Source organism: Bradyrhizobium sp. USDA 4369, from assembly GCF_054056435.1.
On record NZ_JBSRYH010000001.1, the window covers coordinates 7,489,018 to 7,515,000 of the forward strand.

24 protein-coding genes (1 of these 24 only partly in view) are annotated in these 25,983 nt (G+C 66.1%); 8 read left to right on the plus strand and 16 right to left on the minus strand.

Annotated elements, in window-relative coordinates; genetic code table 11:
* Window positions 1-3: 3 nt before the first annotated feature.
* The 13 genes from ACVIJ6_RS34045 to ACVIJ6_RS34105 all read right to left on the minus strand — a co-directional run bounded on the left by ACVIJ6_RS34045 (window position 4) and on the right by ACVIJ6_RS34105 (window position 14,544).
* Window positions 4-480 (minus strand): aromatic-ring-hydroxylating dioxygenase subunit beta, encoded by a 477-nt coding sequence (locus ACVIJ6_RS34045; protein WP_456776307.1) that lies wholly within the window; start codon window positions 478-480, stop codon window positions 4-6.
* A complete protein-coding gene (locus tag ACVIJ6_RS34050; protein WP_456776308.1) occupies window positions 477-1,817 on the minus strand; it encodes an aromatic ring-hydroxylating dioxygenase subunit alpha in 1,341 nt (446 codons plus the stop codon). The genes ACVIJ6_RS34045 and ACVIJ6_RS34050 overlap by 4 nt, the downstream gene beginning before the upstream one ends.
* Before the next feature lie 18 nt (window positions 1,818-1,835).
* On the minus strand, window positions 1,836-2,786 hold the full coding sequence (locus tag ACVIJ6_RS34055) for a PDR/VanB family oxidoreductase (RefSeq protein ID WP_456776309.1): 951 nt from the start codon (window positions 2,784-2,786) through the stop codon (window positions 1,836-1,838).
* A 263-nt stretch (window positions 2,787-3,049) separates the two neighbouring features.
* Window positions 3,050-4,558, minus strand: coding sequence for a glycerol-3-phosphate dehydrogenase (locus ACVIJ6_RS34060; RefSeq protein ID WP_456776310.1), 1,509 nt, complete (start codon window positions 4,556-4,558; stop codon window positions 3,050-3,052).
* On the minus strand, window positions 4,555-5,304 hold the full coding sequence (locus tag ACVIJ6_RS34065) for a class II aldolase/adducin family protein (protein ID WP_456776311.1): 750 nt from the start codon (window positions 5,302-5,304) through the stop codon (window positions 4,555-4,557). Before ACVIJ6_RS34065 ends, ACVIJ6_RS34060 begins: the two co-directional genes overlap by 4 nt.
* A gap of 18 nt (window positions 5,305-5,322) precedes the next feature.
* Window positions 5,323-6,372, minus strand: a complete 1,050-nt coding sequence (locus ACVIJ6_RS34070) for a 2-hydroxyacid dehydrogenase (RefSeq protein WP_456776312.1) — start codon at window positions 6,370-6,372, stop codon at window positions 5,323-5,325.
* Window positions 6,365-7,945 (minus strand): FGGY family carbohydrate kinase, encoded by a 1,581-nt coding sequence (locus ACVIJ6_RS34075; protein ID WP_456776313.1) that lies wholly within the window; start codon window positions 7,943-7,945, stop codon window positions 6,365-6,367. The genes ACVIJ6_RS34070 and ACVIJ6_RS34075 overlap by 8 nt, the downstream gene beginning before the upstream one ends.
* A 2-nt stretch (window positions 7,946-7,947) precedes the next feature.
* A complete protein-coding gene (locus ACVIJ6_RS34080; RefSeq protein WP_456777141.1) occupies window positions 7,948-9,057 on the minus strand; it encodes an ABC transporter ATP-binding protein in 1,110 nt (369 codons plus the stop codon).
* 15 nt (window positions 9,058-9,072) lie between these two features.
* Entirely contained in the window at window positions 9,073-10,176 is a 1,104-nt protein-coding gene (locus ACVIJ6_RS34085) for an ABC transporter ATP-binding protein (RefSeq protein ID WP_456776314.1), read from the minus strand.
* Between the two features lie 7 nt (window positions 10,177-10,183).
* Complete coding sequence (locus tag ACVIJ6_RS34090) at window positions 10,184-11,041, minus strand: carbohydrate ABC transporter permease (RefSeq protein WP_456776315.1); 858 nt, start codon at window positions 11,039-11,041, stop codon at window positions 10,184-10,186.
* A gap of 12 nt (window positions 11,042-11,053) precedes the next feature.
* A complete protein-coding gene (locus ACVIJ6_RS34095) occupies window positions 11,054-11,980 on the minus strand; it encodes a carbohydrate ABC transporter permease (RefSeq protein ID WP_456777142.1) in 927 nt (308 codons plus the stop codon).
* A gap of 105 nt (window positions 11,981-12,085) precedes the next feature.
* A complete protein-coding gene (locus ACVIJ6_RS34100; protein WP_456776316.1) occupies window positions 12,086-13,525 on the minus strand; it encodes an extracellular solute-binding protein in 1,440 nt (479 codons plus the stop codon).
* A 29-nt stretch (window positions 13,526-13,554) separates the two neighbouring features.
* Window positions 13,555-14,544 carry a sugar-binding transcriptional regulator gene (locus ACVIJ6_RS34105; RefSeq protein ID WP_456776317.1) on the minus strand — a complete coding sequence of 330 codons (990 nt, stop codon included), beginning with the start codon at window positions 14,542-14,544 and terminating at the stop codon, window positions 13,555-13,557.
* Between the two features lie 177 nt (window positions 14,545-14,721).
* Between ACVIJ6_RS34105 and ACVIJ6_RS34110 the strand changes: the two genes are divergently transcribed.
* Genes ACVIJ6_RS34110 through ACVIJ6_RS34120 form a run of 3 tightly spaced genes read left to right on the plus strand, consistent with a single transcriptional unit; the run spans window position 14,722 to window position 17,899 of the window.
* Window positions 14,722-15,996 (plus strand): FGGY-family carbohydrate kinase, encoded by a 1,275-nt coding sequence (locus tag ACVIJ6_RS34110; protein ID WP_456776318.1) that lies wholly within the window; start codon window positions 14,722-14,724, stop codon window positions 15,994-15,996.
* Complete coding sequence (locus tag ACVIJ6_RS34115) at window positions 15,993-16,859, plus strand: TIGR01459 family HAD-type hydrolase (protein WP_456776319.1); 867 nt, start codon at window positions 15,993-15,995, stop codon at window positions 16,857-16,859. The genes ACVIJ6_RS34110 and ACVIJ6_RS34115 overlap by 4 nt, the downstream gene beginning before the upstream one ends.
* Before the next feature lie 14 nt (window positions 16,860-16,873).
* Window positions 16,874-17,899: a class II aldolase/adducin family protein gene (locus ACVIJ6_RS34120; protein WP_456776320.1), complete on the plus strand. Its 1,026-nt coding sequence runs from the start codon at window positions 16,874-16,876 to the stop codon at window positions 17,897-17,899.
* A gap of 25 nt (window positions 17,900-17,924) precedes the next feature.
* Here ACVIJ6_RS34120 and ACVIJ6_RS34125 read toward each other — a convergent pair whose 3' ends face one another.
* Both ACVIJ6_RS34125 and ACVIJ6_RS34130 read right to left on the minus strand, forming a co-directional pair.
* Window positions 17,925-19,304 (minus strand): ATP-binding protein, encoded by a 1,380-nt coding sequence (locus ACVIJ6_RS34125; protein ID WP_456776321.1) that lies wholly within the window; start codon window positions 19,302-19,304, stop codon window positions 17,925-17,927.
* Window positions 19,301-20,026 carry a response regulator gene (locus ACVIJ6_RS34130; RefSeq protein WP_456776322.1) on the minus strand — a complete coding sequence of 242 codons (726 nt, stop codon included), beginning with the start codon at window positions 20,024-20,026 and terminating at the stop codon, window positions 19,301-19,303. Before ACVIJ6_RS34130 ends, ACVIJ6_RS34125 begins: the two co-directional genes overlap by 4 nt.
* A 164-nt stretch (window positions 20,027-20,190) precedes the next feature.
* Here ACVIJ6_RS34130 and ACVIJ6_RS34135 point away from each other — a divergent pair, with 164 nt between their 5' ends.
* Window positions 20,191-20,493, plus strand: a complete 303-nt coding sequence (locus ACVIJ6_RS34135; protein ID WP_456776323.1) for a hypothetical protein — start codon at window positions 20,191-20,193, stop codon at window positions 20,491-20,493.
* 116 nt (window positions 20,494-20,609) lie between these two features.
* On the plus strand, window positions 20,610-21,497 hold the full coding sequence (locus ACVIJ6_RS34140) for an alpha/beta hydrolase family esterase (protein ID WP_456776324.1): 888 nt from the start codon (window positions 20,610-20,612) through the stop codon (window positions 21,495-21,497).
* A 32-nt stretch (window positions 21,498-21,529) separates the two neighbouring features.
* On the opposite strand, the gene ACVIJ6_RS34145 is transcribed toward ACVIJ6_RS34140, so the two are convergent.
* Window positions 21,530-21,928, minus strand: coding sequence for a DOPA 4,5-dioxygenase family protein (locus ACVIJ6_RS34145; RefSeq protein ID WP_456776325.1), 399 nt, complete (start codon window positions 21,926-21,928; stop codon window positions 21,530-21,532).
* A 220-nt stretch (window positions 21,929-22,148) separates the two neighbouring features.
* Between ACVIJ6_RS34145 and ACVIJ6_RS34150 the strand changes: the two genes are divergently transcribed.
* From ACVIJ6_RS34150 to ACVIJ6_RS34160, 3 genes are all read left to right on the plus strand, one after another.
* Window positions 22,149-24,224 carry a TIR domain-containing protein gene (locus ACVIJ6_RS34150; RefSeq protein ID WP_456776326.1) on the plus strand — a complete coding sequence of 692 codons (2,076 nt, stop codon included), beginning with the start codon at window positions 22,149-22,151 and terminating at the stop codon, window positions 24,222-24,224.
* Between the two features lie 13 nt (window positions 24,225-24,237).
* Window positions 24,238-24,975 (plus strand): hypothetical protein, encoded by a 738-nt coding sequence (locus ACVIJ6_RS34155; RefSeq protein WP_456776327.1) that lies wholly within the window; start codon window positions 24,238-24,240, stop codon window positions 24,973-24,975.
* A gap of 158 nt (window positions 24,976-25,133) precedes the next feature.
* A protein-coding gene (locus tag ACVIJ6_RS34160) for an IS3 family transposase (protein WP_456771799.1) occupies window positions 25,134-25,983 on the plus strand; the annotation gives its coding sequence in 2 pieces (ribosomal slippage) (window positions 25,134-25,386 and window positions 25,386-25,983; 1,101 coding nt in all); it runs 250 nt beyond the window's last position.

Consider the following 25,983-nt stretch of genomic DNA (forward strand, 5'->3'; position numbering starts at 1 on the left):
CCCTCACATGAAGAGCTGAATGTTGCCAAACGGGGCGTCGAAATTGACGAGATCGATCCGCTTCAGCTTGATTTTCAGGTGACCATCGCTCTCGATCAGGTCGTGCGACGCCCACCCCGAATAGCGTTCCAGCACATCCCCACGGGTCTCGGTGTAGATGAAGGAGGTCCGCGCCTTGAACACTCCATTGGCCGGATCGCAGGCTGTGATCGTCGGCGCCTGCAGCAGATGATGGCAGCGGCTCTTCGGCTTCTGGCTGAAGGTTCGCTCGCCCGCCAATCGCTCCACACGCACCTTCAGCAGCAGCAGATCCTCATACATCAAGGACGGCTGCAGCACGGGATCCTGCTGCTGCCATTCCAGCGGCATCCAATAGCGCCCGCTGTCGTGGAACAGAGCGAGCCACGCGTCCCACTGCATCGTGTCGAGAAGCTCGGCCTCGCGATAGATGAAATCGGTGATGCTCTTGTCGGTGATCATTCGGCGGCCTCGACGCGCTTGTCCATGTTCATGGTCATGAACTTGGCCCAGGCATGAAACTGGTTGCGCATCTGGCGCTCCGAGGTGCCATTGATGACGGCGGTGACGTCATCCGCTTCGTCGGACTCGTGCAGCCGCTGCAGATTGACCCACTGGTTGCCGTTCGATTTCAGGCCTTCCTGAGCCCGCTCATACATTTCGAGATCGTCATGACCGACGATCGAGGTCGGTGCATTGATGAAGCGGTTGTACATCAGCGCGCGTTCATAGAGCTTGTCGGGAGCGCCGACGAGCCGGTACACCCAGCTCTCGACCAGGGTCTTGTCGACCGCGATCGGGATGAAATTGCGCAGGATCTGCACCGCGCCTTTCACCATGATGTTCGGGAAGTAGATCGTGTTGTGCCGGACTTCGCCCAGGATCTCATGCGCGCGCTTCTCGCCATGGGTGGCGACCATCTGCTCGACATACCCCTCGACATCCGAGTAGTTCGAGTGGATGGAATTCGCGACGCCGGTATGGCCGTGGCCGTTCGGCCAGATCCTGATGCCGCTCTGCTCGTAGAACTCGTAAGGACTCATGAACGGGGCGTAGAGCTGCACCGCCATCGGCGTCTCGGTCGAGTCGCGCTGCTCGCGCTTCCAGACCTTCACCGCGGTGCCGGCCGAGCTCTCATGCGCAACCATCGGATGGCACGTATCGGTCTGGTTCTCGACCAGCATCTTCCAATTGCAGTTGTGCATGTAGCGGATCGACGCGGCCACGACGGCGAGCTTTCCTTCCGGAGAGCGATCGACCATGTTGTCGATGGTCGAGAGGCTTTCGCCGAAATAGTCCTCGAAGGACATGCCTTCAGCACTCAGACGGACAAAGATGAAGTCGCGATAGACCACGACGTTCTTGACCTTCGCCAATCCTTCATTGGCTTGCGTATCGGGGAAGCCGGTGCCCTCATATCCCTTCTTCAAGGGGATGGCGAGCAGCGAGCCGTCGGTCTTGAACGACCAGGCGTGATAAGGGCAGCGGAAGAATTTTCCAGTGTTGCCACACGGCTCCGAGGCGATCTTGACGCCCTTGTGCGGACACCGATTGTAGAAGACGTGGACGGCGCCATCGCTATGGCGGCTGGCCATCAGCGGCTGGCGGCCGACATTGGCGGTGATGAAATCTCCGGGCTTCGCAAGCTGGCTCGCATGCCCGATATAGATCCAGCTGTTCGGAAACAGGTGCTCCATCTCAAGATCGAAGATCTCGGCATCGACATAGACGTCGCGATGAACCTCGGCCTTGCGGACCAGCGCCATGATGGCGCCGGCATCATTCCCGTATCTTCCCATGGCGAGCCTCGACTCTGTTCAAAGATCCAACACCAGCCGGTCTGATTTCGCACGCGACACACAAATCTGGATCAGCCTGTTGGAGCGCTTCTCCTCATCGCTAAGGATGACGTCGCGATGATCAGGAACGCCCGCGATCACGCCGCACTGGCAGATGCCGCAATCGCCGCGCTGACAATCATAGAGGACATCGAGCCCGGCCGCCTCCAACGCTTGAATGATCGTCTGGTCTGCCGCGACCGTGACCACCTGCCCGGTCGATCTCAGCTCGACCTCGAACGGCCGGTCGGGTGAACCGGGCGCCTCGGCCCGAAACAGCTCGAAATGAATGCGATCCTGCGAGACGCCCTTCGTCAGCGCCGCGGCCTTCACGGCCTCGATCATGCCTGCCGGGCCGCAGACATAGACGTGAGACCCGGGCGCTGCCGCGGCAAGGGCGGCCTCGATGTCCAGCCGCGTCTCGTCGCTGTCATAATGGATCGAAAGGCTGCGACCACAGATCGCCTGCAACTGTGACAGGAAGGCGAGCCCTCCCGGCGCCCGTCCCGCATAATGCAGCCGAAACGGACGTCCTTGCGCGCTCAACTCGGCAGCCATCGAGAGAATGGGAGTGACGCCGATGCCGCCGGCGAACAGCAGCGCCGGCGCGGCGTCGGCATGCAAGGCGAAGTTGTTGACCGGCGCGGACGCCTTCACGACATCGCCCGCTCTCAGCGCGTGCATGTATTGCGAGCCGCCGGTCGACGCGGCCTCGCGCAACACGCCGAGCGCCAGCGCGCCAGCCGGCAAGTCCGGCAGGGCCAGCAGAGAATACGGCCGGTCTCCACCGTTCGGGAGGGCGACGCGAATATGTGCCCCGGCCTGCCATTCCGGGACGGCATCGCCTTCCACGCCGAACACAAGGCTCCGAACGTGCGGTGTCTCCGCAGCGATCGACAGCACCTTGAGCGTCAGCGGATGCGTCTCCATTCCGGCATCTCACATTATATGAATTTGCATATTTTTAGAGGTGTAATAATTGACTGTCAATCGTCGGGGCCGATTGTCGACAGCCCGCTCTGCACGGTTCTCCCGGGCAGTCTCGGATGCACCGCAAGAGCAATCTGCCGCCGCTTGAAGCGTAGCGGCTGGTATGACGGCCCTCCAGGTAAAAATAGCAGCACATCGCCCCGGTGAATGCCGTCGCATTGGGCCGGTCGCCGGCCCGGGATCGCACCGGCGCTCGCACCGCCTCAGAACTGAAGCTCGAACGCCTCGCGTTCGCTGCGGGTCAGATGCAGCCCGTGCTTGGTGCGCCGGTCCAGCACATCGGCCGCGGTCACGGCCCACTCTCGTTCGCGCAGATACGCGAGCTCGCGTTCATAGAAGGTGCCGCCGAAATGACGGCCGAGATCGTTCGGGCTGCGGGCGGCGCCGAGCAGATCCCGCGCGCTGCTGCCATAGAGCCGCGCATAATGCGCCACCAGCTCGCGCGGGAGTCCCTGATAGTCGCGCGCGAGATCGATCAGGAACTGCTCGAACGTCCCACCGAGGTCGCCGCCGGGAAGACAGGCGCCCGCCGTCCACGCCGGCGCCAGCTGCGGAAACCACGGCGCGAGCCGCTCCAGCGCCTGCTCCGCGAGGCGGCGGAAGGTCGTGATCTTGCCGCCGAAGATCGACAGCAGCGGCGGCTGATCGGCCGCCCCATGCACCTCGAACACGTAGTCGCGCGTCACCGCGGACGGGTTGTCGGCATTGTCGTCATAGAGCGGCCGCACGCCGGAGAATGCATGAACGATGTCGCCCTTGCCCGGCGCGGCGCGGAAATAGCGGTCGAGCACGGCCAGGAGATAATCGACCTCGCCGTCATCGACCGCGACGTCCTCGGCGCGACCATTGTGCACGATGTCGGTGGTACCGATCAACGCGAGGTCGCTCTCATAGGGATTGACGAAGATTACGCGGCGGTCGGTGTTCTGCAACAGATAGGCCTGCGATCCGCTCCAGAATTTCGGCACCACGAGGTGGCTGCCTTTGACCAGCCGCACATGATGCGCGGAATTGAGTCCGGCGACGCCTTGCACGACGTCCTGCACCCAGGGTCCGGCGGCGTTCACCAGGGCCCGCGCGCGCACGACCTGCAACTCACCGCTGGCCGCTCGCATCTCCAGATGCCAGGCGCCGTTCTCCCGCCTTGCGCTGACGGCGCGGGTCCGCGGCAGGATGGTCGCGCCCTTGCGCGCGGCATCGACGAGATTGAGGATCACCAGCCTGGCATCGTCGACCCAGCAATCCGAATATTCGAAGCCGCGCCGGAACTCCTCCCGCAGCGGCGCCCCCTCCGGCTCATGCGCGAGATCGACCGCGCGGCTCGGCGGCAGCTGTTTGCGGCCGCCGAGATGATCGTAGAGGAACAGGCCGGTGCGCACCAGCCAGGCGGGCCGCTGCTCCGGCGAATGCGGCAGCACGAAGCGCATCGGCCAAATGATGTGCGGCGCCGAGGCGAGCAGCACTTCGCGCTCGATCAGCGCCTCGCGCACCAGGCGGAACTCGTAATATTCGAGATAGCGCAGTCCGCCATGGATCAGCTTGCCTGAACGCGAGGAGGTGCCCTCGGCGAAATCGTCCTTCTCGCACAACAGCACTTTGAGGCCGCGGCCGGCGGCATCGCGCGCGATTCCCGCGCCATTGATGCCGCCGCCGATCACGGCGACATCGACGTCGCCATGATCCCGGCCGATGCGTGAAACCGTCGCATTCATCGCTTGCTGCTGCGCTTCTTCTCGGGCTTGCGGCGCTCGGCGGCCGCGCGCGTCTTGGTTGCCGCCTTCGCGGGCTTCGTCGGCTTCGCCTTGAGCTCCTGCAGGCCGTAGGTCGAGAATCCGCGCGCCGTCTCGGCGATCTCCGCCTCGCCCAGGATGTGCGGCTGGCCGAGCGCGAGCGAGAGATAATACTGCTTGGCGATGGTCTCGAGCTCGACCGCGAGCCACATCGCCTTGTCGAGATTGGCACCGACCGCGATCATGCCATGATTGGCGAGCAGGCAGCCATTGCGTCCTTCCAGCGCGGCGAGCGCGAGTTCGGACAATTCAGCCGTTCCGAAGCGGGCATAGCCGGCGCAGCGGATATCGGTGCCGCCGAAGGCCGCCATCATGTAGTGGCAGGCCGGGATCGATTTGCGGGCGATGGCGAGCACGGTGGCATAGGTCGAATGGGTGTGCACGACGCTGCCGACATCGGGACGGCCGCGCATGATGTCCAGATGGAAGCGCCATTCGGTCGAGGGCTTCAGCGGCCCGTCCCAGGACCCGTACTCGCCTTCGAGCGGCATCGAGGCGATCATCTCGGGCTTCATCGAATCATAGGGCGTCGCTGACGGCGTGATCAGCATCCTGTCCTTGTAGCGGGCCGAGATGTTGCCCGACGTGCCCTGGTTCAGACCCGACGCGTTCATCCATCGGCACTTGGCGATGATGTTCTCGCGGATCTGTCGTTCCTCGCGGTTCATGTCGAAAGCCTTTCGTCGTCAGCAGGGATTGAGCGGTGGCTCGCCGGCGAGATAGCGGCGAACCTCTTCGGCCGCCTGGTCGGCGGCAAAGGTGACGGTGCGCACGGAGGCGCCGGCGATGTGCGGCGTCAGCGTGACGTTCGGCAACTGCAACAGCGGCCAGTCCGGCGGCACCGGCTCGACCGCGAAGGTGTCGAGCATGGCGCCGGCGAGCCGCTGCGAGCTGAGCGCCTCGTAGAGCGCCTGATAGTCGACCAGCGGGCCGCGGGCCGTGTTGATCAGGATCGCGCCCGGCTTGATCCGCGCCATCGCCTCGCGATCGATGAAGCCGGTGGTCTCGGCGGTGACGCGGGCATGCAGGCTGATGACATCGGCGCGCGCCAGCAGATCGGCGAGCGCCACATGCTCGACGCCATCATTGCGGTCCTGCGCGCTGAGCTGGACGTAGGGATCCGTCACCAGGATCTTGCAGCCGAACGGCTTCAACAGCTTCACCACGCGGGTACCGATCGCGCCATAGCCGACGATGCCCACGGTCATCTCACCGAGCTCGCGTCCGGTGCGGTCGGCGCGGTAGAGATCGCCGCGCCACTCGCCGCCGCGCATCGATTCATGGCCGCTGCGGATCAGCCGGGTCTCGGCGAGCATCGCACCGATGGTGAATTCGGCGACCGCGCTGGCATTGCGGCCGGGCGTGTTGACGACGAGCACGCCGTGATCGCGCGCCGCCTGCATGTCGACATTGACCGGACCGCCGCGCGACACCGCAACGAACTTCAGGCTCGGCAGCCGCTGCAGCATCGCGCGCGAAATCGGCGCCAGATGCGTGACCAGCAGCGGTGCCGTGCCGATGAAATCGGCAAGTTCGTCCGGATCGCCCATGAACTCCTTCAGGCCGTCGAGCTTGGAGCCGGCATAGCCGTGCTCCATCGGCTCGTCCGGCCAGGGCTGCTCAAGCATGCGGATGTCGACGCCACCGCACAGAGCGGTGATGCGCTCGGCAAACACCGAGGGCAGCATGAAGCGATCGCCGATGATGGCGATACAAGGCGACGCGGCGCTAGACATGATTTACACCTGCGCGCTGTGCGGCGAGCTGCTTCCAGACCGGGCGTGCCGCCAGGCGGGCCTCGACATAGGTCGGGAACATCTGCTCGTAACGCGCCGCGAGCGCAGCGTCCGGCGCCTGCGCCACATCCAAATACGGTCTCACCCAGTCCTCCGCGCAGTCCATCATGGTGCTGTAAATGTTGGTGGCCACGGCTGCGATCATCGCCGCGCCCGACGCTCCCGCCTCCTCGCGACGGCAGACCCGAACCGTGCTGCCGAGCGCAGCACCAAGGATGGCGCCGAGCGCCCGGCTTCGGGCGGCCCCGCCGGTCAGGCGGATCTCCGCCGGCAACGATCCCATCGCCGCGTAGCAGTCGCGGGCGGCGAAGGCCAATCCCTCCATCACGGCGCGCATCAGATCCCAATAACCGTGTCGGGTCCGCAGCCCGATCAGCTGCGCGGCAGCCTCGTGCAACACGAATGGTCCGCGCTCGCCGGCATCGGAAATGTAGGGATGATAGAGCAGCTCGCCGGCCCTCGCGTCGAGCACGCGCTCGTCGAGCCGCCGGATCAGATCGTTGCGCGAGCGCGCGATGCCCTCCATGGCGAGCACGCCGCGGGCGACATCGAGCAGCCAGTCGATGTTCAAGGTCGCGGCCATGGTCGACTGCATCTGCGCATAATGGCCCGGCACCGGGAATGGCATCGTATAGCCGGTCGCCTCCGGATTCAGCCTGACCGCATCGGCGCCGTTCACCAGCCGCATATGCATGCCGGTCGAGCCGATGATGGTGCAGCCGACATCGGGGCTGGGGTCATAGAGGCCGCCGCCGAGCGCGTTGCAGATGACGTCGACATAACCGAGCGCCACCGGCACGCCTTCCGGCAGCTCCGCCTCCGCCGCTGCCGCGGCCGCCAATGGGTGCGTCACCGCCACACCATCGACCACGGCCGGAAACAGCCGCGCGGACTCGGAGATGCCGATGAGGCTTGCAGCTTCGTCGTCGAAGCAGCGCGTGCGGAAGTCGCCGCAGGAGAACGCCGCTTCCGAGGGATCGGTGGCGCGTTGTCCCGTGAGCTTGAAGTAGAGCCAGTCCTTGCAGTGGAACACCGTGCTGGCGCGCGCCAGCATCTGCGCATCATGCGCCTGCAGCCAGGCGAGCTGCGGACCCTGCTGACACGCATTGAGCCCGGATCCAGTGCGGAGATAGAGCGCGGCGTTGCGCTCACTGGCGCGGAAGGATTCGACGAAAGCTGCGGCCCGCGAATCCAGCCACAGCAGCGCGGGCGCCACGGGCTGGCCATCGGCATCGATCAGCCAGGTGCCATCGCCCTGCCCCGTCACGGCGATCGCGGAGACACGCCGGGCGAGGTCCGGGACCGCCCGGGCGAGGCCACGCAGGGCCGCCACCGTATCGGTCCAGGTCCGCTGCATATCCTGCTCGACCCGGCCGCCCGGCGCCGTCGTGTAATTGTTGGGAATGGCGAAGTCGCCGATCTGACGCCCATCGCGCGTGAAGGCGACCGCCTTGACCACCGAGGTCCCGGCGTCGATGCCGATGATCACGTCGCGGGTCGTAGCCGACGCCATGATCAGCGCGCCTCCGCATGGCGGATGCAGAGACCATCGGTCCCGAACAGGTGCAGGTTCTTGGCCTCCAGAGCGCAGGGCACGACGTCGCCCGGCCGGGCCGCGACCCTGCTCGACGTAACCGCCACCAGCAGATGGCCGGCGCACTCACCGGCGACATGCGACTGGTCGCCCAGCCATTGATTGGACACGACGCGTAAGCGCGCCTCGCCGCTGCCGATCGCGATCCGCTGCGGGCGAATGCCGACCTTGATGCGATCACTCTGTGCCAGCGCCTGCTGCGCGGCAGGTGCCAGCGTCTGGCCCGGAATATCGAAGGCCATGCCGGAGCCGGCCGTCAGACGGAAGCCGCCCTCGGCGCGCCTCACCGTCGTCTCCAGCAGATTCATCGGCGGCTCGCCGATGAAGCTCGCGACGAACAGATTGGCCGGGCGGTTCTTCAGCTCGCGCTCGTTGGCGAATTGCTGCAGCACGCCGTCCTCCATGACCGCGATGCGATCGGCCAGCGCGCTGGCCTCGGTCTGGTCATGGGTAACGAAGATGGCGGTCATGCCGCGCTCGGCGAGCAGCCCCTTGATGCGGCCGCGCAGCACCGCGCGCAGCTGCGGCTCCAATTGCCCCATCGGCTCGTCGAGCAGATAGAGATCGGCGTCGCGCACGAGCGCGCGTGCCAGCGACACGCGCTGCTGCTGGCCGCCCGAGAGCGCCCGCGGATGGCTGTCCAGGATGCCCTCGATCTCGACCAGTCGCGCGATGCTGTCGACGCGTTGCGCGATCTCGGTGCGCGACAATTGCTGCGCCTTGAGCGCGAAGCCGATGTTCTCGCGCACCGTCAGCGGCGGATACAGCGAATAGCCTTCGAACGCCATCGCCACCCGGCGTTTCGCCGGCGGCAGCTCGTGGATCGGCCGCTGCGCCAACGCAATCGATCCGGAGCTCACGCTTTCGAAACCGGCGATCATGCGCAAGGTCGAGGTCTTGCCGCAGCCCGACGAGCCCAGCAGCGCGACGATCTCGCCCGACCTGATATCCATGTCGAGTGCGCGCACCGCATGGACCGGCGGCTTGCCCCGGGTATGATAGACCTTGTCGACGTTGCGGATCTCGAGCATTCCCATGACTGATCCTCAGGCTGCCTGCCGCCGCGGCGGCAAGCCGATGCGCTCTCCGCTGGCATGATCGAACAACAGCGCCGCCTCGGGTGCGAACCGCACGAACACCTCCTCGTCGGCCGCCGCCTCCAGCGCCTCGGGCGCCATCGCCGCCAGCCATTCGGAGCCGTCGGCAAAGCGCAGCAACAGCACCGCGCGCTCATGCATCGGCGTGATCGCGACCACACGCGCCGGGATCGCGCCACCGCTATTCTGACGTGTCACCACGACATCGTCAGGACGGACACCGAGCCAGCACCGTTGCCGCGCGGAGGTCTCCCGCTCGTCGCCATCGAGCATGATCTCGGTTCCGGCGATGGCGGCCGTCAGCCGCCCCTGATCAGTCACCGGCGACACCTCGGACAGATTGATGCTGGGATCGCCAAACAACCGCGCCACCGCGACCGACGCGGGTCGGGCATAGATCTCCTCCGGCCGCGCCACCTGCACCAGCCGGCCGTTGATCAGCACCGCGATGCGATCGGCGATCGCCATTGCCTCACGGTAATCCTGCGTCACATAGAGCGCCGCCGCTGAGCTGCGGCGCAGCAGGCTCGGCAGCTCCAGTCGCATCTCGTAGCGCAGCTTGGCGTCGACATTGCGCAGGGGATCATCGAGCAGCAGCACCTCGGGATTGCCGATCAACGCGCGGGCCAGCGCAGTGCGCTGCTTCTGGCCGTTGGACAGTTCGCGCGGCCGGTGGCCGAGCACGTGCTCGATCTTCAACAGCCGGCTCATCGCCGTCACCTTGGCGGCGATGTCGGACGTGCCGGTCGCGCGCAAGCCGCTGGCGATGTTGTCGCGTGCACTCATATGCGGAAACAGCGCGAAGTTCTGGAACGCCATGCCGATGCCACGCTGCTCGGGCGGTGCATCGACGATGGAGCGGCCGCCCACCAGGATGTCGCCGTCATCAGGCTCGAACATTCCCGCGATCATGCGCAGCAGCACGGTCTTGCCGCTGCCGGAGGGGCCGAACACCGCGACGATCTCGCCGGGCTCGACGGTCAGCGACACGCCCTTGGCGCAGCTGACGGCGCCGAAGGACTTGTCGACGGCTTTGAGTTCGAGACGCGCCATGATGACCTCAACCCTTGACCGCACCGAGTGAGAGACCTTCGACCAGATAGCGCTGCGCGTAGAGCGCGAGCAGCAGGGTCGGCGTGACCGAGAGCACGATCGCGGCGGCAATCTGGCCGTACTGAATGCCGGAGGCCGTGACGAAAGCGAGCGCGCCGACCGTCACCGGCTGCTTGTCGGCCGACGCCAGGATCAGCGCGAACACGAAATTGTTCCAGCAGAAGATGAAGGACAGCAGTCCCGCCGCGGCGATCCCCGGCCCCGCCAGGGGGACCGCGATGCGGGTGAAGGCCTCGCGCCAGGAATGCCCGGCCAGCCGGTAGGCGTGCTCGATATCCGGACTGATGTCCTCGAAATAGCCGCGCACGATCCACAGGATCAGCGGCAGCGCGATCAGCTGGTAGACCCAGACGATGCCGAAATAAGTGTCGTTGAGGCCGAGCTGCTGGTAGTAGAGCGACAGCGGCAACAGCACCAGGAGCGGCGGCGCGAAGCGGAACGACAGCAGCGTGAAGGCGATGGTCTCGCCGAGCCGGAACTTGAAGCGCGCGAACGCGTAGGCGGCGGGCACGCCGAGCAGCAGCGCCAGGATCACCGATGCGCTCGATAACAGGAAGCTGTTCATCAGGTTGCGCATGAACGAGATCTGCAGATTGCCGGCGGCCGTGCGCAGCTGGCCGGAGATCAGCGCCTCGTAATTAGCGAGCGTCGGCTCGAACAGGATGCGCGGCGGAATGCGCAGGATCTGCTCATTGCTCTGGAACGACATCAGCAGGATCCAGACAATCGGAAACATGAAGAACAGAAGCACCAGCGCGAGCGCAATGCCACGGAAGATACGACCAGCCAGACTGGAGTGATCCACGACGTCTCTCCCTCACGCGTGGCCATGGGCGCGCGCCCGCAGCCGCAGCCAGTTCTTGATGAAGATGTTCGACAGGATGTTGGTGATCAGCCACAGGATCATCAGCAGCGCCGCCGAGCGACCGACATTGGTGTATTGGAAGAATTCGAGATAGGCCTGGACCTGGAACACCATCAGCCGGTCGCCGGGGCCGCCTTGCGTCATCGCATAGACGATGTCGAATTGCTGGATCGAGTCGAGCAACCGAAACAGCGAGGCGGTGATGATATAGGGCGCCAGCATCGGCAGCGTGATGCGGAAGAACACGAAGCTCGCCGGCACGCCGTCCAGCGCCGCCGCTTCGAACGGCTGCCGCGGCAGCGAGCGCAGGCCGGCCAGCAGCAGGATCATGATGAACGGCGTGTAGACCCAGACATCGACGAGAACGACCGTGAACAGCGCGGTCGACGGGTCGGACGCCCATTTGAAATCATGCACGCCGAGCAGGCCGACTAGATAGGACAGGATGCCGAAGCTCGGATTGGTCATCAGCTTCCACATCAAGGCGGCGATGGCCGGCGCCGTCATCAGCGGCAGCAGCAGCATGATCGAGACCGCATTGTGGAAGCGCGTCGGACGGCGCAGCAGCAGCGCGATGCCGAGGCCGAGCAGCAACTCGGCGACAACCGTCACGGCGGTATAGACCAGCGAGATGCGCAGCGTATTCCAGAACGCCGGATCGGACAGGAAGTCGATGTAATTGTCGACGCCGATGAAGCCGCGCAGATACGGCAGATTGAGCCGGTAGCGCTGCAGCGAATAGACCGCGGCGGTCACGAACGGCACCAGAATGGCGATGCAAACCAGCAGCGCCGGCAGGCTCAAGAGATAGGGCAGCAGGCGCCCGCGCCGTCGTTTCGGGCGGCGTGGCACCGCATCGGTCTGCACAAGTTCGGCCATGCTCATGACAGGTGTGATCACATCGTCGCAGGAAGATGGGCCGGTCCGGGCACCTGTGGGGAGCGCCCGGACCAGCAGGTGGTCATGGAAGGAACAGCAGCGGCCTCAGCCGAGGCCGGCCTGCTTCAGCTGGCGGTTGATGCTCTCGGCGAGCTTGTCGAGACCTTCATCGACACTGACCTCCTTGGCCACCATCTTCTGCAGCGAGGCCGCCCACTCCGTAGTGAGATCGAAGAACAGCGGCTGCGCCGTGAAGTAGATCTTGGCCCCCGGCGCGGAGAGGTCATGCTGCTCGAGATAGCCCGGATAGGATTTGGCGATGCGGTCGCGGAATTCGCTGTCCTTCCACACCGAGGTGCGGACCGGATTGACGAAGTCCATCTTGCGGGCGCCGAACAGGCCGTGCTCGGTCGAGGCCGCCCACTGCATGAACAGCCAGGCCGCGTCCTTCTGCTTGGAAAAGCTCGACATCGCCAGCGACCAGATCCAGACGTTGGGCGTCGGCGCCTTGGCGGCTGGATTGGCCGCGAACGGCGCATAGCCGAGATTGCCGCGCTCCTTGTTCTCGCCGCCATTCATGAAGTAGCCGAGAATGTCGGCATCGAAGATCATGCCGGAGGCGCCGGCGCCGAGATCGGTGCCGACCTGATACCAGGTGTAGGTCGACCAGTTCTTCGGGCCCGACCCCTGGATCATCTTGACCCACTTGTCGTGGAACTCCTTCGAAGCCTTGGTGTTCATCGCGGCCTTGAGCTTGCCGCCCTCCATCACGAAGTCCTTCTGCCCGAAATTGGCATAGGCGGACAGGAAGCCCGGATGGATGGTGGCCCAGGAGCGCGAGCCGCGCACGCCGACGCCATAGGGCCCACCGGCATCCTTGGTGATCTTGGCAGCGACCTCGAGCATCTCATCGAGATTGCCCGGCGGCTTGACGCCAACCTTGCTGAAGATATTGCGGTTATAGGTGACGTTGTTGAGCTCGTAGCCCCAGGGAATGCACCATTGCTTGGCCTTGCCCGAGCCGAGCTCGGAGCCGGCGACACCGTCCCACGCGGTCGATGAGCGCAGGCCGGGCAGCACGTCGTCCCAGGCGAACGCCGGATTGGTCTTGGCGGGATCCTTGATGTAGGTGTTGAGATCCTCGATCCAGCCGGCCGGACCATAGGTCCAGGTCATGTAGGCGCCGGTCATGAAGGCGTCGTACTGATCGGACTTCGACGACAGCGCCGCCGTGACCTTGTCGAAATAGACATCCTCCGGGAAGATGTCGTAGGTGATGTTCATGCCGGTGAGGCTCTTGAACGCCTCGATGTCACCGATCATCGCATCGACATAAGGATGCTTGTTCAGGAGCAGCTTGACGGTCTTGCCGCTCTGGGCCTTCCAATTGAAGTCCGCCGCCAGGGCCTTCGACATCGCGGAGGCAAAGGCAGCATTGGCTGCGGCGCCGGCGATGCCGAGCTTGGCGGCGCCGTCGAGCAGGTCACGCCGGCTGATGCGCTTGCCGGCATAGGATGCAAACAGGTTCTTCTCGCGATCGTACATGATACCCTCCCATCGTTTGGTTGTTAGCGTTACCTACCCTTCCGACTCTTCTTCTTGGATTGGCCGGATGTTTTCTCCGGCTTGTCGGTAGCGAGTGCCTGAGCGGTCGTCTCGTCGATGATCAGACCGTTCAGAAAGCCGCTACGCAGCACGGCGCGCAGGGCTGTGATCTTCGCCTCGCCGCCGCCGATGGCGACGATGCGGTGTTTCCTGAGATCTTCCGCCGCCATCGAGGTGGCGCGCGCCGACAGGTCGAGATCGAGCAGTTCGCCCTCGGCGTTGAAGAAATGCCCGAGCAGATCGGCGCAGGCGCCGGCGCGCTTCAGCTCGACGACCTCGTCGGGCTTGATCATGCCGCTCGACACCAGGAAGCCGTCGGCGTGAATCTGGCCGATGCCGACGAACAGCAATGACGCGCGCCGCGCCAGCGCGAACACGTCGGCGATGCCGAACTGCTGCATCAGCACGGCACGGTCCGCCACCGAATTGGCGAACACCGGCACCGGCAATAGATAGGCCTCGGCCCCGGTGCGCTCGGCGAGACGATGGATGACATCGAACGGATTGGCGGCGAATTTTCGCGTCAGGCCGCCCAGCAGCGACACGAACTGAACGTCGCGGGCCGGCGTCTGCGGCAGTTGCGCCACCACGGCGGCAAGGGTTCGGCCGTGACCGACGCCGATGATCTTGTCGTCGCCGCGCTCCAGCACCTGGCGCAGGAAGCTCGCGCCCTCCAAGGCAAGCGCCTTCAACGGCAGATCGCCCTCGCCGAGATCAGGCGCAACGCGGCAAAAGGCCAGCCCATAACGTTCAGCGAGCGCGTTTTCGAGCGCCACGCATTCGGCGACCGGCCCCTCGACGAAGACGCGGATCATGCCTTCGCGGCTGGCCCGCGCAATCAGGCGATGCGCCTTGGTGCTCTGGATGTTGAGACGATCGGCGACTTCGGACTGCGTCAGCCCGGCGGCGAAATAGAGCCACGCCGCGCGGGTGGCGAGCGAAGCCTCGCCATCCACCATGGGAGCTCTATCGGAAGCTGTCGTCACGCCGGAATGCCTGCTTGCAAATTTCTTCACGTCTTGCAAAAAATTGCAGACGTCGATCCGGCCGTCAATCCCCCAAACGTGCTGCAGCGCAACGGGAGCCGACGCGCCGGCCAACGAAAAACGCAATCGCGCAAACCGTGATGAGGTCGCATGACGGAGCTATTTGTCGGCATCGATGTGGGCACCAGCGGCGTGCGCGCCTGCGCTGTCGATGCGCGCGGCGACATCCAGGGCGCGGCAGCGATGGCGCTCGCCGCGCCCCGGCAATGCGGCAATGCGCTGGATCAGGACCCTGAGCTGTGGTGGCAGGCTGCGACCGCCGCGATCAGCAAGCTCGGCGAGATCATCGATCTCGGCGCGGTCGCGCGCATCGCGATCGACGGCACCTCCGGCACGCTGCTGCTGATCGATGCGGACGGACGCCCCCGCTCACCCGGATTGATGTACAATGATGCGCGCGCGACCAGCGAAGCCAAACGCATCGCCGCGGTCGCACCGCCCGAGAGCGGCGCGCACGGCGCGAGCAGCGCGCTCGCCAAGCTCCTGCATCTGCTCGTCTCGACCAGCGGCGCGCGCCACGCCGTGCACCAGGCCGATTGGATCGCGGGGAGATTGGCCGGCCGCCACGGCGTCAGCGACGAGAACAACGCACTCAAGCTCGGCTACGATCCGGTCCAGCGCTGTTGGCCGCAATGGCTCGATCAGCTCGGCATTCCGCCCGACCTGCTGCCGACCATTCTGGTGCCGGGCACGCCCTATGCCGAGATCGATCCGGCGGTCGCGCGCCGGCTCGGCCTGTCCGCGTCAGCACGGATCGTCGCCGGCACCACCGACGGCGTTGCCGCGTTCATGGCCACGGGCGCCGAGACGCCAGGCGACGCCGTGACCTCGTTAGGCACCACGCTCGTCGTCAAGCTGGTGGCGACACAGCCGATCTTCGCCGCCGCTCAGGGCGTCTACTCGCACCGGCTCGGCGACAAATGGCTCGCCGGCGGCGCGTCGAATTCCGGCGGCGCCGCGCTGCTGGCGCATTTCTCCACCGAGGACATGGACCGCATGACGCCGCTGCTGCGCCCGGACGATCCGACCGGGCTCGACTATTATCCCCTGCCCAAGCCAGGCGAGCGCTTCCCGATCGCCGATCCCGCGCTGGCACCACGGATCGCGCCGCGGCCGGCGGAGGACCATCGCTTCTTCCAGGCGCTGCTCGAAGGCATCGCAGGGGTCGAAGCGCTGGCCTATCGTCGCCTCGAAGCGCTCGGCGCACCAACGCTGCGGCGCGTGATCAGCATCGGCGGCGGCGCCAGGAATGCGGCCTGGGCGACGATCCGCGAGCGCATCATCGGCGTGCCCGTGAGCATCGCCACGCACACCGAAGCGAGCTACGGCACGGCGCTGCTGGCACTGCAGGGGCCACCGCGATGATGGCGGCCTGCGAGATCAGCGGCCTGTCCGCCATCGCCGACCGGTTCGATCACGTCCTGCTCGACCAATGGGGCACGCTGCATGACGGCAGGACGGTGTTTCCGGTCGCACTCGATTGCCTTGCCCGGCTGAGGCAGGCCGGCAAACACGTTCTCGTGCTGTCGAACTCCGGCAAGCGCGCCAGCCAGAATGCCGAGCGGCTCGCCAGGCTCGGCGTGCCGCGCTCCGCCTATGACGGCATTCTCACCTCGGGCGAGGTGACCTGGAACGGCTTGCGCGAGCGGAACCGCGCGCCATTCACCGATTGCGGTCGCGCCTGTTTCCTGATCACCCGCGGCGGCGACCGTTCGCTGACCGAAGGGCTGGATCTCGTGATCGTCAGCGACCTGCGCGAGGCCGACTTCATCCTGCTCGGCGGCCTCGACGACGAGGTCACGGAGCCAGACCTGTGGCGCGACCAATTCACGCATGCAGCGGCGCGGCGTGTGCCGATGATCTGCGCCAATCCTGACCTGATGATGTTTGGCGCGACCGGCCTGGTGCCCGCCCCCGGCACGCTCGCGCGCGCCTATGAATGGCTCGGCGGCAGGGTGTCGTTCGTCGGCAAGCCGCATGGACCGATCTTTGCGGCGGCGCTGGCGCAACTCGGCGAACCGGATCCGCATCGCGTGCTGATGATCGGTGACTCGCTCGACCACGATGTCGCCGGCGGTCGCGCCCAAGGCCTGCAGACATTGCTGCTCAGCGACGGCGTGCATCGCACCACGCTGGCCGGCGCGCCGGATCTCGCCGCCGCGACCCGCCGGCTGGCCGGCGCGCCGCAGCGCATGCCGACCTGGACCATGCAGCGTCTTGTTTGGTGAGAGGAGACCGATCGATGCGCGAGCCCGGTGATTTGATGGCGTTACGCGAGATGTCGGCACGCGTCGGCCGCGACATGTCGATGGTGCAAGGCGCCGGCGGCAATTCCTCACTCAAGGACGGCGATTTGCTATGGGTGAAGGCGTCGGGGACATGGCTGTCCGATGCCGCCGAGAAGGACATTTTCGTGCCGGTGCTGCTGCCGGCCGCACTTGAAGCGCTCGCGCGTGACGATGAGCGTATTCCGCTGGCTGCGCCCGGCGACTTGCGCGCCTCGATCGAGACGTCGCTGCACGCGCTGATGCCGCACCGGGTGGTGCTGCACGTGCATTCCGTCAACACGATCGCCTGGGCGGTGCGGCGCGACGCAAGCGACACTTTCGCCGCGCGGCTCGCGGGGCTGGCTTGGCGACATCTCGACTATCATCATCCGGGCCTGCCGCTGGCGCGCGCCGTCGGCGAAATCGTGACGCAGGACCGTATTGACGTTCTCATCCTCGGCAATCATGGCCTGGTGGTCGGCGCCGAAAGCTGCGACGACGCCTTGGCGCTGGCGCGTGACGTCGAAGCGCGGCTGGCGCTTCCTGTCCGCGCGGCGCCCGCCCCAGACGAAGCCGCGCTGCGCCGGCTCTGTGCCGGCACGGATTATCGCCTGCCGCAGGATGCGGGCTGCCATCGCATCGCGACCGATCCGTTCAATCGGGCGGTTGCCAGCGGCGGCTCGCTCTATCCGGATCATGTGGTGTTTCTTGGCCCGGGGCTGCCGACGGTAGATGGTAGCGACGGTCTCGCTGCCCTGCTCGCGCGCGCGGAGACCAACCGCCTGCCGGCACCCGTCGCCGCGCTCGCGCCGGGACTCGGCGCGATCATTCGTCGCGATGCCAGCCCGGGCGCCGAGGCCATGCTGAGTTGCCTCGCCCTCGTCACCAGCCGCCTGCCGCTCGACGCCGATATCGTTTATCTCTCGGCCAAACACGAGCAGGCGCTGCTGAACTGGGATGCCGAACGCTATCGTCAGCAATTGACGGCCAGCCGTCTGTAAAAATGCTGCGCATCAGGACCATGGGTCATGCGTGAGACTCGCCACCGGCGCTGTCCTGAAACAATGGCAGCCGGACGATGATGCGCGCGCCGCGCGGCGCATCGGTGATCTCGATGCTGCCGCCATGAGCCTCCACCAGGGTTCGCACCACCGCGAGCCCCAGCCCTGCGCCGCCCGTGCTGCGATTGCGCGACATGTCCATGCGCGTGAACGGCTCCAGCATGGCATTGCGCTTGTCGGCGGGAATGCCGGGGCCCTCGTCGTCGACGATCAGAACGGCGTGCGCTGCTTCGGTCCGCAGCTCCACGTCGGCGACCCGTCCATATTTCAGGGCATTGTCGATGAGATTGGCGATGATCCGGCGCAGCGCCAGACGGTCGCCGAGCATCAAGAGCTCGCCGGCCTCCCCAGCCCGATCGAGCCGCACCGGCGCATGCTGGTTGCGGCGATCATCGATTTCGGCCCGCACCACCTCGTCGAAGGCGATGAGCTCCTGTGGCAGTTCGCCGGCACCGGCGCGGCTCGCCACCAGCGCATCATCGAGCAGCCGGATCATGTCGGAGATATCGACCACGGCGCGCTGCCGCTCGGCGTCGTCCGGAATCTGGTCGACACGCAGCCGCAACCGGGTCGCAAAGGTGCGGACGTCATGCGCGATGCCGCCGACCAGCGCCATGCGCGCCTGGATCAGCTCGGCGAGCCTGTCCTGCAGCCGGCCGAACGCCGTCACGACGGCCCGCACCTCCGGCGCGTTGCGACGGATGTCGGGCAATGGCACCCGTGCTCCGGCCGGATCGACCCGGTCGACCGCGGCGGCGAGGCGCACCAGCGGGCGCGTCTCGCGCTGCATGATCACGAGCGCCAACAGCGCCACCACGGTGCCGAACAGGCCGGCGCCGAAGCCGATCGGCAAACCCTGCTGCGTCAACACCAGCGAGGCGCGGGAGTCGACCTGCAGAACCTCACCGTCATTCAGGGCGATGCGAAATTCCATCGCATTGTGTGGCGCGCGCGCCAGTCGCGGCCACCAGCGACCGTCCGGTTCCGCCACCGGCGCGATCGCCCATCGCCGCGCCCCGAGCGCATCGCCGTAGGCTTGGCGCAACCCTGGTTTGAGCGCGAGCTGTCCCGGATCGGCCTGTGGCAGCCGCGCCGCTGCCGCTTCATCGATGAGCCGGACCTCAAAGCGGTCGGACGATGTGGCCGCGATGATCCGCCCGCGCTCGCGGGGCGGCGTGCTCTCCATCAGCTCGACGAGCGCGGCCAGCCGCGCCGGCGGCGGCGCTGCGCCTTCGAGGTCTGCCGTCCGGCTGCGGTAGAACCGTGCCAGCGTGCCGATCCATATCACCAGGAGACCGATGATCACGATCAAGCCGATGCGCATGGCGAGCGACAGGCGCATCATCCGGCAACGGGCCTCACGACGGCCGTGAACAGATAGCCGCCATTGCGCACCGTGGTGATCAGGCTGGTCCCGGGGCTTGCCGCGTCGAGCTTGCGCCGCAACCGCGAGATCAACATGTCCACGGTGCGGTCGAACGGCTCGGCGGAGCGACCGCGGGTGAAATCAAGGATCTGGTCGCGGCTGAGCACGCGGCGGGGCCGCTGCACGAAGCAGGCGAGCAGGTCGAACTCCGCGGAGGTCAGCTGGACCTGCGCATCGTCGCCGCTCACGGTTTCGATGCTGCGCGCATCGACGTCGAGCACGAACCGGTCGAAGGCGAAGCGCCGGCTCGCCTCGCGGCGCGGGCTTGCCTGTGCCCGCCGCAGCAGCGCGCGGACGCGGGCGAGCAGCTCGCGCGGTCCGAACGGTTTCACCATGTAGTCATCGGCGCCGAGCTCCAGCCCGACCACCCGATCGATCTCGTCGCTTTTCGCCGACAGCATCAGGATCGGAATGTCGTCGCTCTGGCGCAGGCGGCGGCAGATCGACAGCCCGTCCTCGCCCGGCAGCATCAGATCGAGAATGATCAGATCGGGCCGCAGCCGTCGCAGCACGGCGTCCATGGCCGCGGCATTCTCGGCGACCTCGATCTCGAAGCCTTCCCGGCGCATGAAATCGCGCACGAGCCGGCTGATCTCCGGATCGTCCTCCACCATCAGAAGCGTGGCCGAGGGGATGCTCATCCTGCTGATGGATGCGCAAAATTCGCCGTTTGGCAATAAGCCGGCGCCTGCTGTTACATTCCGTTACGCGATGACATCAGCCGTGCATCACGCCACGACATTCGCGCGGCACTTTCTGTTGCGCAGGACACGAATGCCTGCAGCATCGACCTCGGGAGAGTGACGTGAAGAGATTGATCGCGACCTTGTTGTTCATCGCCGCCGGTGCGGCAGCAACCGCCAGCGATGCCAGCGCCTGGACACGCAGCGGCGCGGTCACCGGCCCGCGGGGCACCACCAGCTTCGGCGGTTCCGGCAGCTGCTCCGGCGGCACCTGCGCCTGGCAGGGCGGCGGCACCGGCCCGGCCGGCAACAGCTGGTCGCGCTCAGGCTCGGCCAGCTGCAGCGCTGGCAACTGTACGCGGCAGGGCCAGGGCACCGGCCCGCGCGGCCATTCCTACAGCTACAGCCGTACCGTCAGCCGCTGAGCTGGCCGCGACCTGAGCTCGGAGACGACGGCTGGGTGGACTGATCGCCCCATTCTGGCGTGGTGTGCCCGCCGTCGCGTCACGCCGGTGACAATCGTTCCGCAGGAGACATGCCGATGAGACTGCGCGGCCTGTTGATGTTCGCTGTCATCGCCATGCTGGCGTCGGCCCCGGCCCTTGCCGTCGACCGCGACATGGTCATCGACACCGCAGATGGCCCGCGTCATGCGCTGGTGATACCGGCCGGCAGCGGGCCGCGCCCCACCGTGATCGTGCTGCATGGCGCGCTCGGCTCCGGGGCCGGAACCGCGCGCACGGCCGGCTTTGCCGAAGCCGCCGCGCGCCGGAATTTTACCGCCGTGTTTCCCGATGGCTTGGATCGGCAGTGGAATGACGGCCGCATTGATGGGCCCAATGGGCCCGACGATATCGGCTTCATCCGCGCGCTGGTCCGCCGTCTCGCGGCGGACGGCGTCGCCGATCCCCACCGCGTGTATCTCGCCGGGATCTCCAATGGCGGCATGATGAGCTTTGCGCTGGCCTGCAAGGCGCCGGAGCTGTTCGCCGGCATCGGCACGATCATCGCCAACATGCCGGCCGGCGTCGAACCCTGCACCGCCAGGCCGATGCCTGTGGTGATGATCAACGGCACGGCGGATCCGATGGTGCCCTATCGCGGCGGCGAGGTCGGCCTGCGCGGCGGCCGCGGCCTGGTGTGGAGCGCGGAGAAGACGGCGGCGTTCTTCGCTAGGCGCGACGGCTGCGACGCCCAGCGCTTGGTCCCGCTGCCGCATCGCGATGATGCGAACGGCACATCGGTCACGCAGATCAGCTGGCAAAACTGCAAGGTGACCGGCGGCGTATCGCTCTATCGCGTCGAAGGCGGCGGTCATGCCCTGCCCGGCCGACGCGCGCTGGCGCCGCGCCTGCTCGGCCCCGGCAATTTCGACATCGACAGTGCAGAGATCATTCTGACGGCGTTCGATCGCGACGGAGCCTTGTAGTTCGCTCCGCGCAGCAGCGCCGCGCCGAGCCGTCAGGCCGGCAAGGTCGGCGTCGTATTTGGCGCGAGCGGCAGCTCGGCCTCGCTCGTCTCCGGCAGTTTCTCCCCGCGAATGCCGAGCTGCGCACCGATCCACAGCGCATGCGCGGTGTGATCGGCAAGCGGCTGCGTCGTGTTCGGGTGCACCAGCACGCTCAGGCGTCCATGGTTGAGCATCAGCCAGGGCACCAGGGTTGCAAACAGCTCGACGGCGAAGGCGACCTGATACATCGCGCGCTCGTGAGGGCCGACCAGCGCGTCGTGCCAGCGGCCGAGCGTGACGGCGAAGCGTTCGCCGATCCAGCTGCGCAGCTGCTCGGCTTCCGCGCGGGTCTCCTGATCGTAATAGATGTGGGCATGGAAGCTGGCGATGCTCTTCAGATCGTGCGGCATGGGCTCTCCTCTGTCCTCCGGATATTCCGCCGCGCCTGTCACCACAGCGGCGTTCTGCCTCGCCGCATCTGCGTGCTGGCCGAGATCCCCAAGCATATCACGGCGCCGGCTCCCGGGCATGCAGGGCGGTACCCCGATGCAGATCACCCCGCGAAGGTGACTTGTCCGGACCGGGATCACGTGATCATCTGGTTGCGCTCGCTTCGAGGTTGCGATCACGATGACCGTATCCCCGCCCCATGATGAGCAGATGCGGCCGGAGCGCGTGATCACGCGGCTGGTCGATCGTGTCTTCGGCTACGACTTCTTCCTGTCATACAGCCGGTCCGACGGAATGCATCTGCCGCAGCGGCTGAAGGAGCGGCTCGAACATGGCGGCTTCCGCGTCTTTCTCGACCAGACCGAATATGTGGCCGGCGCCGATCTCAGACGCGAGACCCGGCGGCAAGTGCTCAAGAGCCGCAAGATCGTCGTGATCGGGCGTCCCGGCGCCTTCAGGTCGGAATGGGTCAGGCGTGAGGTTGCGGTGGCGCTGGCGAGCGATGTCGGCCCGGTGATCCTCGATCTCAACGGCGCGCTGGCGGCTGCGCCCGCGGACGCACCGCTGGCTGCGATGGTGCGTGAGCGCGACTGGCTGCGACTGCCGGAAACACTGCAGGATGCGGACGGCGAGCCGAGCGATCACATCGTCGCTGAGCTGGTGCGCAGCTTCAACTACACGCGGCAGGAGACGCGACGGCAGCGCGTGTTCCTGACGGCCGCGCTCGTCCTGTTCGTGACGGCCGCTGTCGCGAGCTGGCAGGCCTGGCAGGCCATTCAGGCTCGCGACATCGCCGAAGCCGAGCAGCGCCGCGCCGAGCGCGCGCTAGATCAGGTCCAGAGCACGGCCAATCGAAGTGTCCAGGCGCTGGCGCTGCGCATCCGGAAAACGCGCGAGACCTCGGCGGCCGCGCCGCAGATCCAGCCCTGCACGCTCGCCAATCTGCCGGCCTATGACGCGCTCGCCGCGACCGCACTCAAGGTTGGCGAGGGTGATGCGGCGCTAAAGCTGCTCGGCGATTGTCTCAGCATGGCCGAAGCGAACATGACCACGGCCGCTGATGGCGCCGCGTGGCAGACAGGCGCGGCGATGCTGCACCAGCGGATCGGGGAGCTCTCGGATCCCAGCGACAAAGAGCGTCATTTTCGCGCGTCCTTGACGCTGTGGCGCGGGCTGGCCGATCGGTCGGCGCCCGCGCGCGAGCCATTGGCCGCGGCGCTGAATCGGCTCGGAGATGTTCAGCTGACGAGCAGACGCGCTGACGCGGCGCTCCCGCTCTATCGCGAAGCGCTGTCGCACATCGAAGCGCTCGCCGACTCGCAACCGGCGCGGAGCGAGCTACGGCAACTCGTGTCAGCGACCTATCAGCGCATCGCCGATGCGCTGCTGCAGCTCGGCAATCCCGGCGAAGCGCTGGGCTGGGCCGACAAGGATCTGCAGACCTATGGCGATCTCGGCGCGATCGAGCAGACGGCCCCGGACCGGCAACGCGACGTCGCGTCCAGCCTCGACCGCCGGGCCCAGGCGCTCGATCTGCTGGGACGGCACGACGAGGCACTGGCCGTGTTCCAACGCGGCGTCGCTCTGCTCGACCGGGCCATGGCCACCGCAGGCGCCGAGCCGAGCTGGCAACGCGATGCCGCGGCGATGCGCGAGATGATGGGCAAACTGCTGGGACGGATGGGCGAATCGGATCGCGCCATCGACCGGTTCTGGCAGGCGCTGCAGCTTCGCGAGCGGCTCGCGACCTCGCAGGAGGATCCGGGCTGGCTGGGCGAGCTGACGGAAGCCTATCGGCGCTCGAGCGAGCTGATGCTGCACATCGACCGGGTCGCGGAGGCGCGTGAAATGGCCGAGCAATATCTGCTCGCGGCCAGCATCAATGCCGATGCGACCAAGGACAAGCTCTCGCGCATGCGGCGTGCACTGGGAACGGTGTGCTGGACGGCGGTCAATGACGGACGCTTCGTCCGCGCGCTCTGGGTCGGACAACGCGCCGTCGAGCTGTCGCCGCAACGCGACTGGGTCAGCCTGAACTATGCCCACGCGTTGATGCTGTCCGGCCAGCCGGATGCGGCACGGACGATCTACCGGGAGCTTGATGCAGCACCGGGTGATGCCGGCGGCCTGCGACGGCAGATGCGCGACGATTTCGCCGTGCTGCGCCGACGCGGCCATGGCCATCCGCTGATGGCCGAGATCGAAGCCACGATGAGGTCGGTCAACGCCGTCCCGAATCACTTGCAGCAGCCATGAAGGAGCGATCGCGATGAATTTGCGAATTGTCGTCCTGCGCCGCCTGGCCGCGGCGCTCCCACTGCTCCTGCTCGCCTGCGGCCTCGCCCGGGCCGATGACCCGAAGCTCGCGCTCATCGACATGACCTCTGGCGATCTGGCGCGCCAGGGCATCGCAACCCGCGAGCTGCGGATGCGCGCCTTTCCGAACTCCTGCGCTGTTGCGGGCAACGCAAATCTGTCGGTGTCCAACGAGCTGTTGCAGCATTTCCGATCGCGCGGCTTCTCGCTGGAAAGCCTCTGCCTCGGCCTCAGCTCCCAGGTGCATTACGACCCGGAGACCGGAAAGCAGCTGCCGCTCGCCAATCTGGTCGAGCTCGGGCAACGCGGGCGCGAGGCGGTGATTCCCTTGAACCTTCCGGACTGCTTCCGCCATGCCGTGGCGCATCTTGAATGCGATTCGAAATACGACACGTGGGAGCTTGTCCGGCTCGAACCGCGTGATGATCCGCGCCCGTTCGCGCGCAAGTTCGACGCGATGGTTCGCCGGCATCTCGAGCGGACCGGCATCACCGGTGTGTTTCAGGTGCCGGATCTCGGACAGGGCATGTTCACGAGTGCATACGAATGGCTGCTCGCATCGCCTGCCCTGCCGCGCGGCTACGGCTACGCGCTGCACGGCTCCGAAGGCGACGATCCCGAAATGGAGACCGTCGACCTCAGCACCTACCGCAAGAAGGGCGATGTCGGCATCTTGTGGAACGAGCAATGATCGACGGACGATGATCGACCGACCAAGAGCGGCGCGGCGAGAGCGACGCGCGTGACGACCTCATCGCGTCAAGCCCGACTGACGTGCCCCCGCCAAATTAGGCCAGTTTGAACTGGAATTTTCCACTTATGATCCCACCCGGGACAGAGGAGAGTTCCATGAAGGCATCGAAGTTTTCGGAGGCTCAGATCGCATTTGTTCTGAAGCAGGCTGAGGACGGTACGGCGGTTGCGGAGGTTTGCCGCAAGGCCGGGATCAGCCAGGCGACGTATTTCAATTGGAAGAAGAAGTATGCCGGTCTGATGCCATCGGAGATGAAGCGGCTGCGCCAACTCGAGGAGGAGAACGCCAAGCTCAAGCGGATCGTTGCGGACTTGTCGCTCGACAAGGCCATGCTGCAGGATGTGCTCTCAAAAAAGCTCTGAAGCCTGGCCGCAAGCGGGAGCTTGTCGACAAGGTGCGGAGCGACTGGAAGGTCTCGATCAGGCGGGCCTGTTCGACGCTTCGGATCGATCGCGCACTGTACGTCTACAAGTCGAAGCGCGGCGACCAGGCCGCCCTTAAAAATCGGATCAAGGACGTCTGCCAGACGCGGGTGAGATACGGATATCGCCGGGTCCATGTCCTGCTGCAACGTGACGGTTGGGCCGTCAACGTTAAGCGCGTCTATCGTCTCTACAGGGAATTAGGCCTGCAATTGCGCAATAAAACGCCGAGACGTCGCGTCAAGGCCAAGCTGCGCGAGGATCGTACCGACGCATCTCAGATCAATGAGACTTGGGCGATGGATTTCGTTCACGATCAGCTCGCTACCGGCCGCAAGATCCGGGTTCTTACGATCGTCGATACCTTCAGTCGCTTCTCACCAGCCGTCGATCCGCGCTTCAGCTATCGAGGCGAGGATGTCGTGCTGACTTTGGAACGCGTCTGCAAGGCCGTCGGCTACCCCAAGACTATTCGCGTCGATCAGGGGTCGGAGTTCATCTCCCGCGATCTCGACATCTGGGC

Bases quoted from the DNA above. Each gene is read 5' to 3' on its own strand.
- ACVIJ6_RS34060 (WP_456776310.1), bottom strand. From the start codon at position 4,558: ATGAATGCGACGGTTTCACGCATCGGCCGGGATCATGGCGACGTCGAT.
- ACVIJ6_RS34075 (WP_456776313.1), bottom strand. From the start codon at position 7,945: ATGGCGTCGGCTACGACCCGCGACGTGATCATCGGCATCGACGCCGGG.
- ACVIJ6_RS34095 (WP_456777142.1), bottom strand. From the start codon at position 11,980: ATGGCCGAACTTGTGCAGACCGATGCGGTGCCACGCCGCCCGAAACGA.
- ACVIJ6_RS34065 (WP_456776311.1), bottom strand. From the start codon at position 5,304: ATGAACCGCGAGGAACGACAGATCCGCGAGAACATCATCGCCAAGTGC.
- ACVIJ6_RS34125 (WP_456776321.1), bottom strand. From the start codon at position 19,304: ATGATGCGCCTGTCGCTCGCCATGCGCATCGGCTTGATCGTGATCATC.
- ACVIJ6_RS34080 (WP_456777141.1), bottom strand. From the start codon at position 9,057: ATGCTCGAGATCCGCAACGTCGACAAGGTCTATCATACCCGGGGCAAG.
- ACVIJ6_RS34100 (WP_456776316.1), bottom strand. From the start codon at position 13,525: ATGTACGATCGCGAGAAGAACCTGTTTGCATCCTATGCCGGCAAGCGC.
- ACVIJ6_RS34070 (WP_456776312.1), bottom strand. From the start codon at position 6,372: ATGTCTAGCGCCGCGTCGCCTTGTATCGCCATCATCGGCGATCGCTTC.
- ACVIJ6_RS34110 (WP_456776318.1), top strand. From the start codon at position 14,722: ATGACGGAGCTATTTGTCGGCATCGATGTGGGCACCAGCGGCGTGCGC.
- ACVIJ6_RS34145 (WP_456776325.1), bottom strand. From the start codon at position 21,928: ATGCCGCACGATCTGAAGAGCATCGCCAGCTTCCATGCCCACATCTAT.
- ACVIJ6_RS34115 (WP_456776319.1), top strand. From the start codon at position 15,993: ATGATGGCGGCCTGCGAGATCAGCGGCCTGTCCGCCATCGCCGACCGG.
- ACVIJ6_RS34130 (WP_456776322.1), bottom strand. From the start codon at position 20,026: ATGAGCATCCCCTCGGCCACGCTTCTGATGGTGGAGGACGATCCGGAG.
- ACVIJ6_RS34055 (WP_456776309.1), bottom strand. From the start codon at position 2,786: ATGGAGACGCATCCGCTGACGCTCAAGGTGCTGTCGATCGCTGCGGAG.
- ACVIJ6_RS34155 (WP_456776327.1), top strand. From the start codon at position 24,238: ATGAATTTGCGAATTGTCGTCCTGCGCCGCCTGGCCGCGGCGCTCCCA.
- ACVIJ6_RS34050 (WP_456776308.1), bottom strand. From the start codon at position 1,817: ATGGGAAGATACGGGAATGATGCCGGCGCCATCATGGCGCTGGTCCGC.
- ACVIJ6_RS34120 (WP_456776320.1), top strand. From the start codon at position 16,874: ATGCGCGAGCCCGGTGATTTGATGGCGTTACGCGAGATGTCGGCACGC.
- ACVIJ6_RS34150 (WP_456776326.1), top strand. From the start codon at position 22,149: ATGACCGTATCCCCGCCCCATGATGAGCAGATGCGGCCGGAGCGCGTG.
- ACVIJ6_RS34045 (WP_456776307.1), bottom strand. From the start codon at position 480: ATGATCACCGACAAGAGCATCACCGATTTCATCTATCGCGAGGCCGAG.
- ACVIJ6_RS34105 (WP_456776317.1), bottom strand. From the start codon at position 14,544: ATGGTGGATGGCGAGGCTTCGCTCGCCACCCGCGCGGCGTGGCTCTAT.
- ACVIJ6_RS34140 (WP_456776324.1), top strand. From the start codon at position 20,610: ATGAGACTGCGCGGCCTGTTGATGTTCGCTGTCATCGCCATGCTGGCG.
- ACVIJ6_RS34085 (WP_456776314.1), bottom strand. From the start codon at position 10,176: ATGGCGCGTCTCGAACTCAAAGCCGTCGACAAGTCCTTCGGCGCCGTC.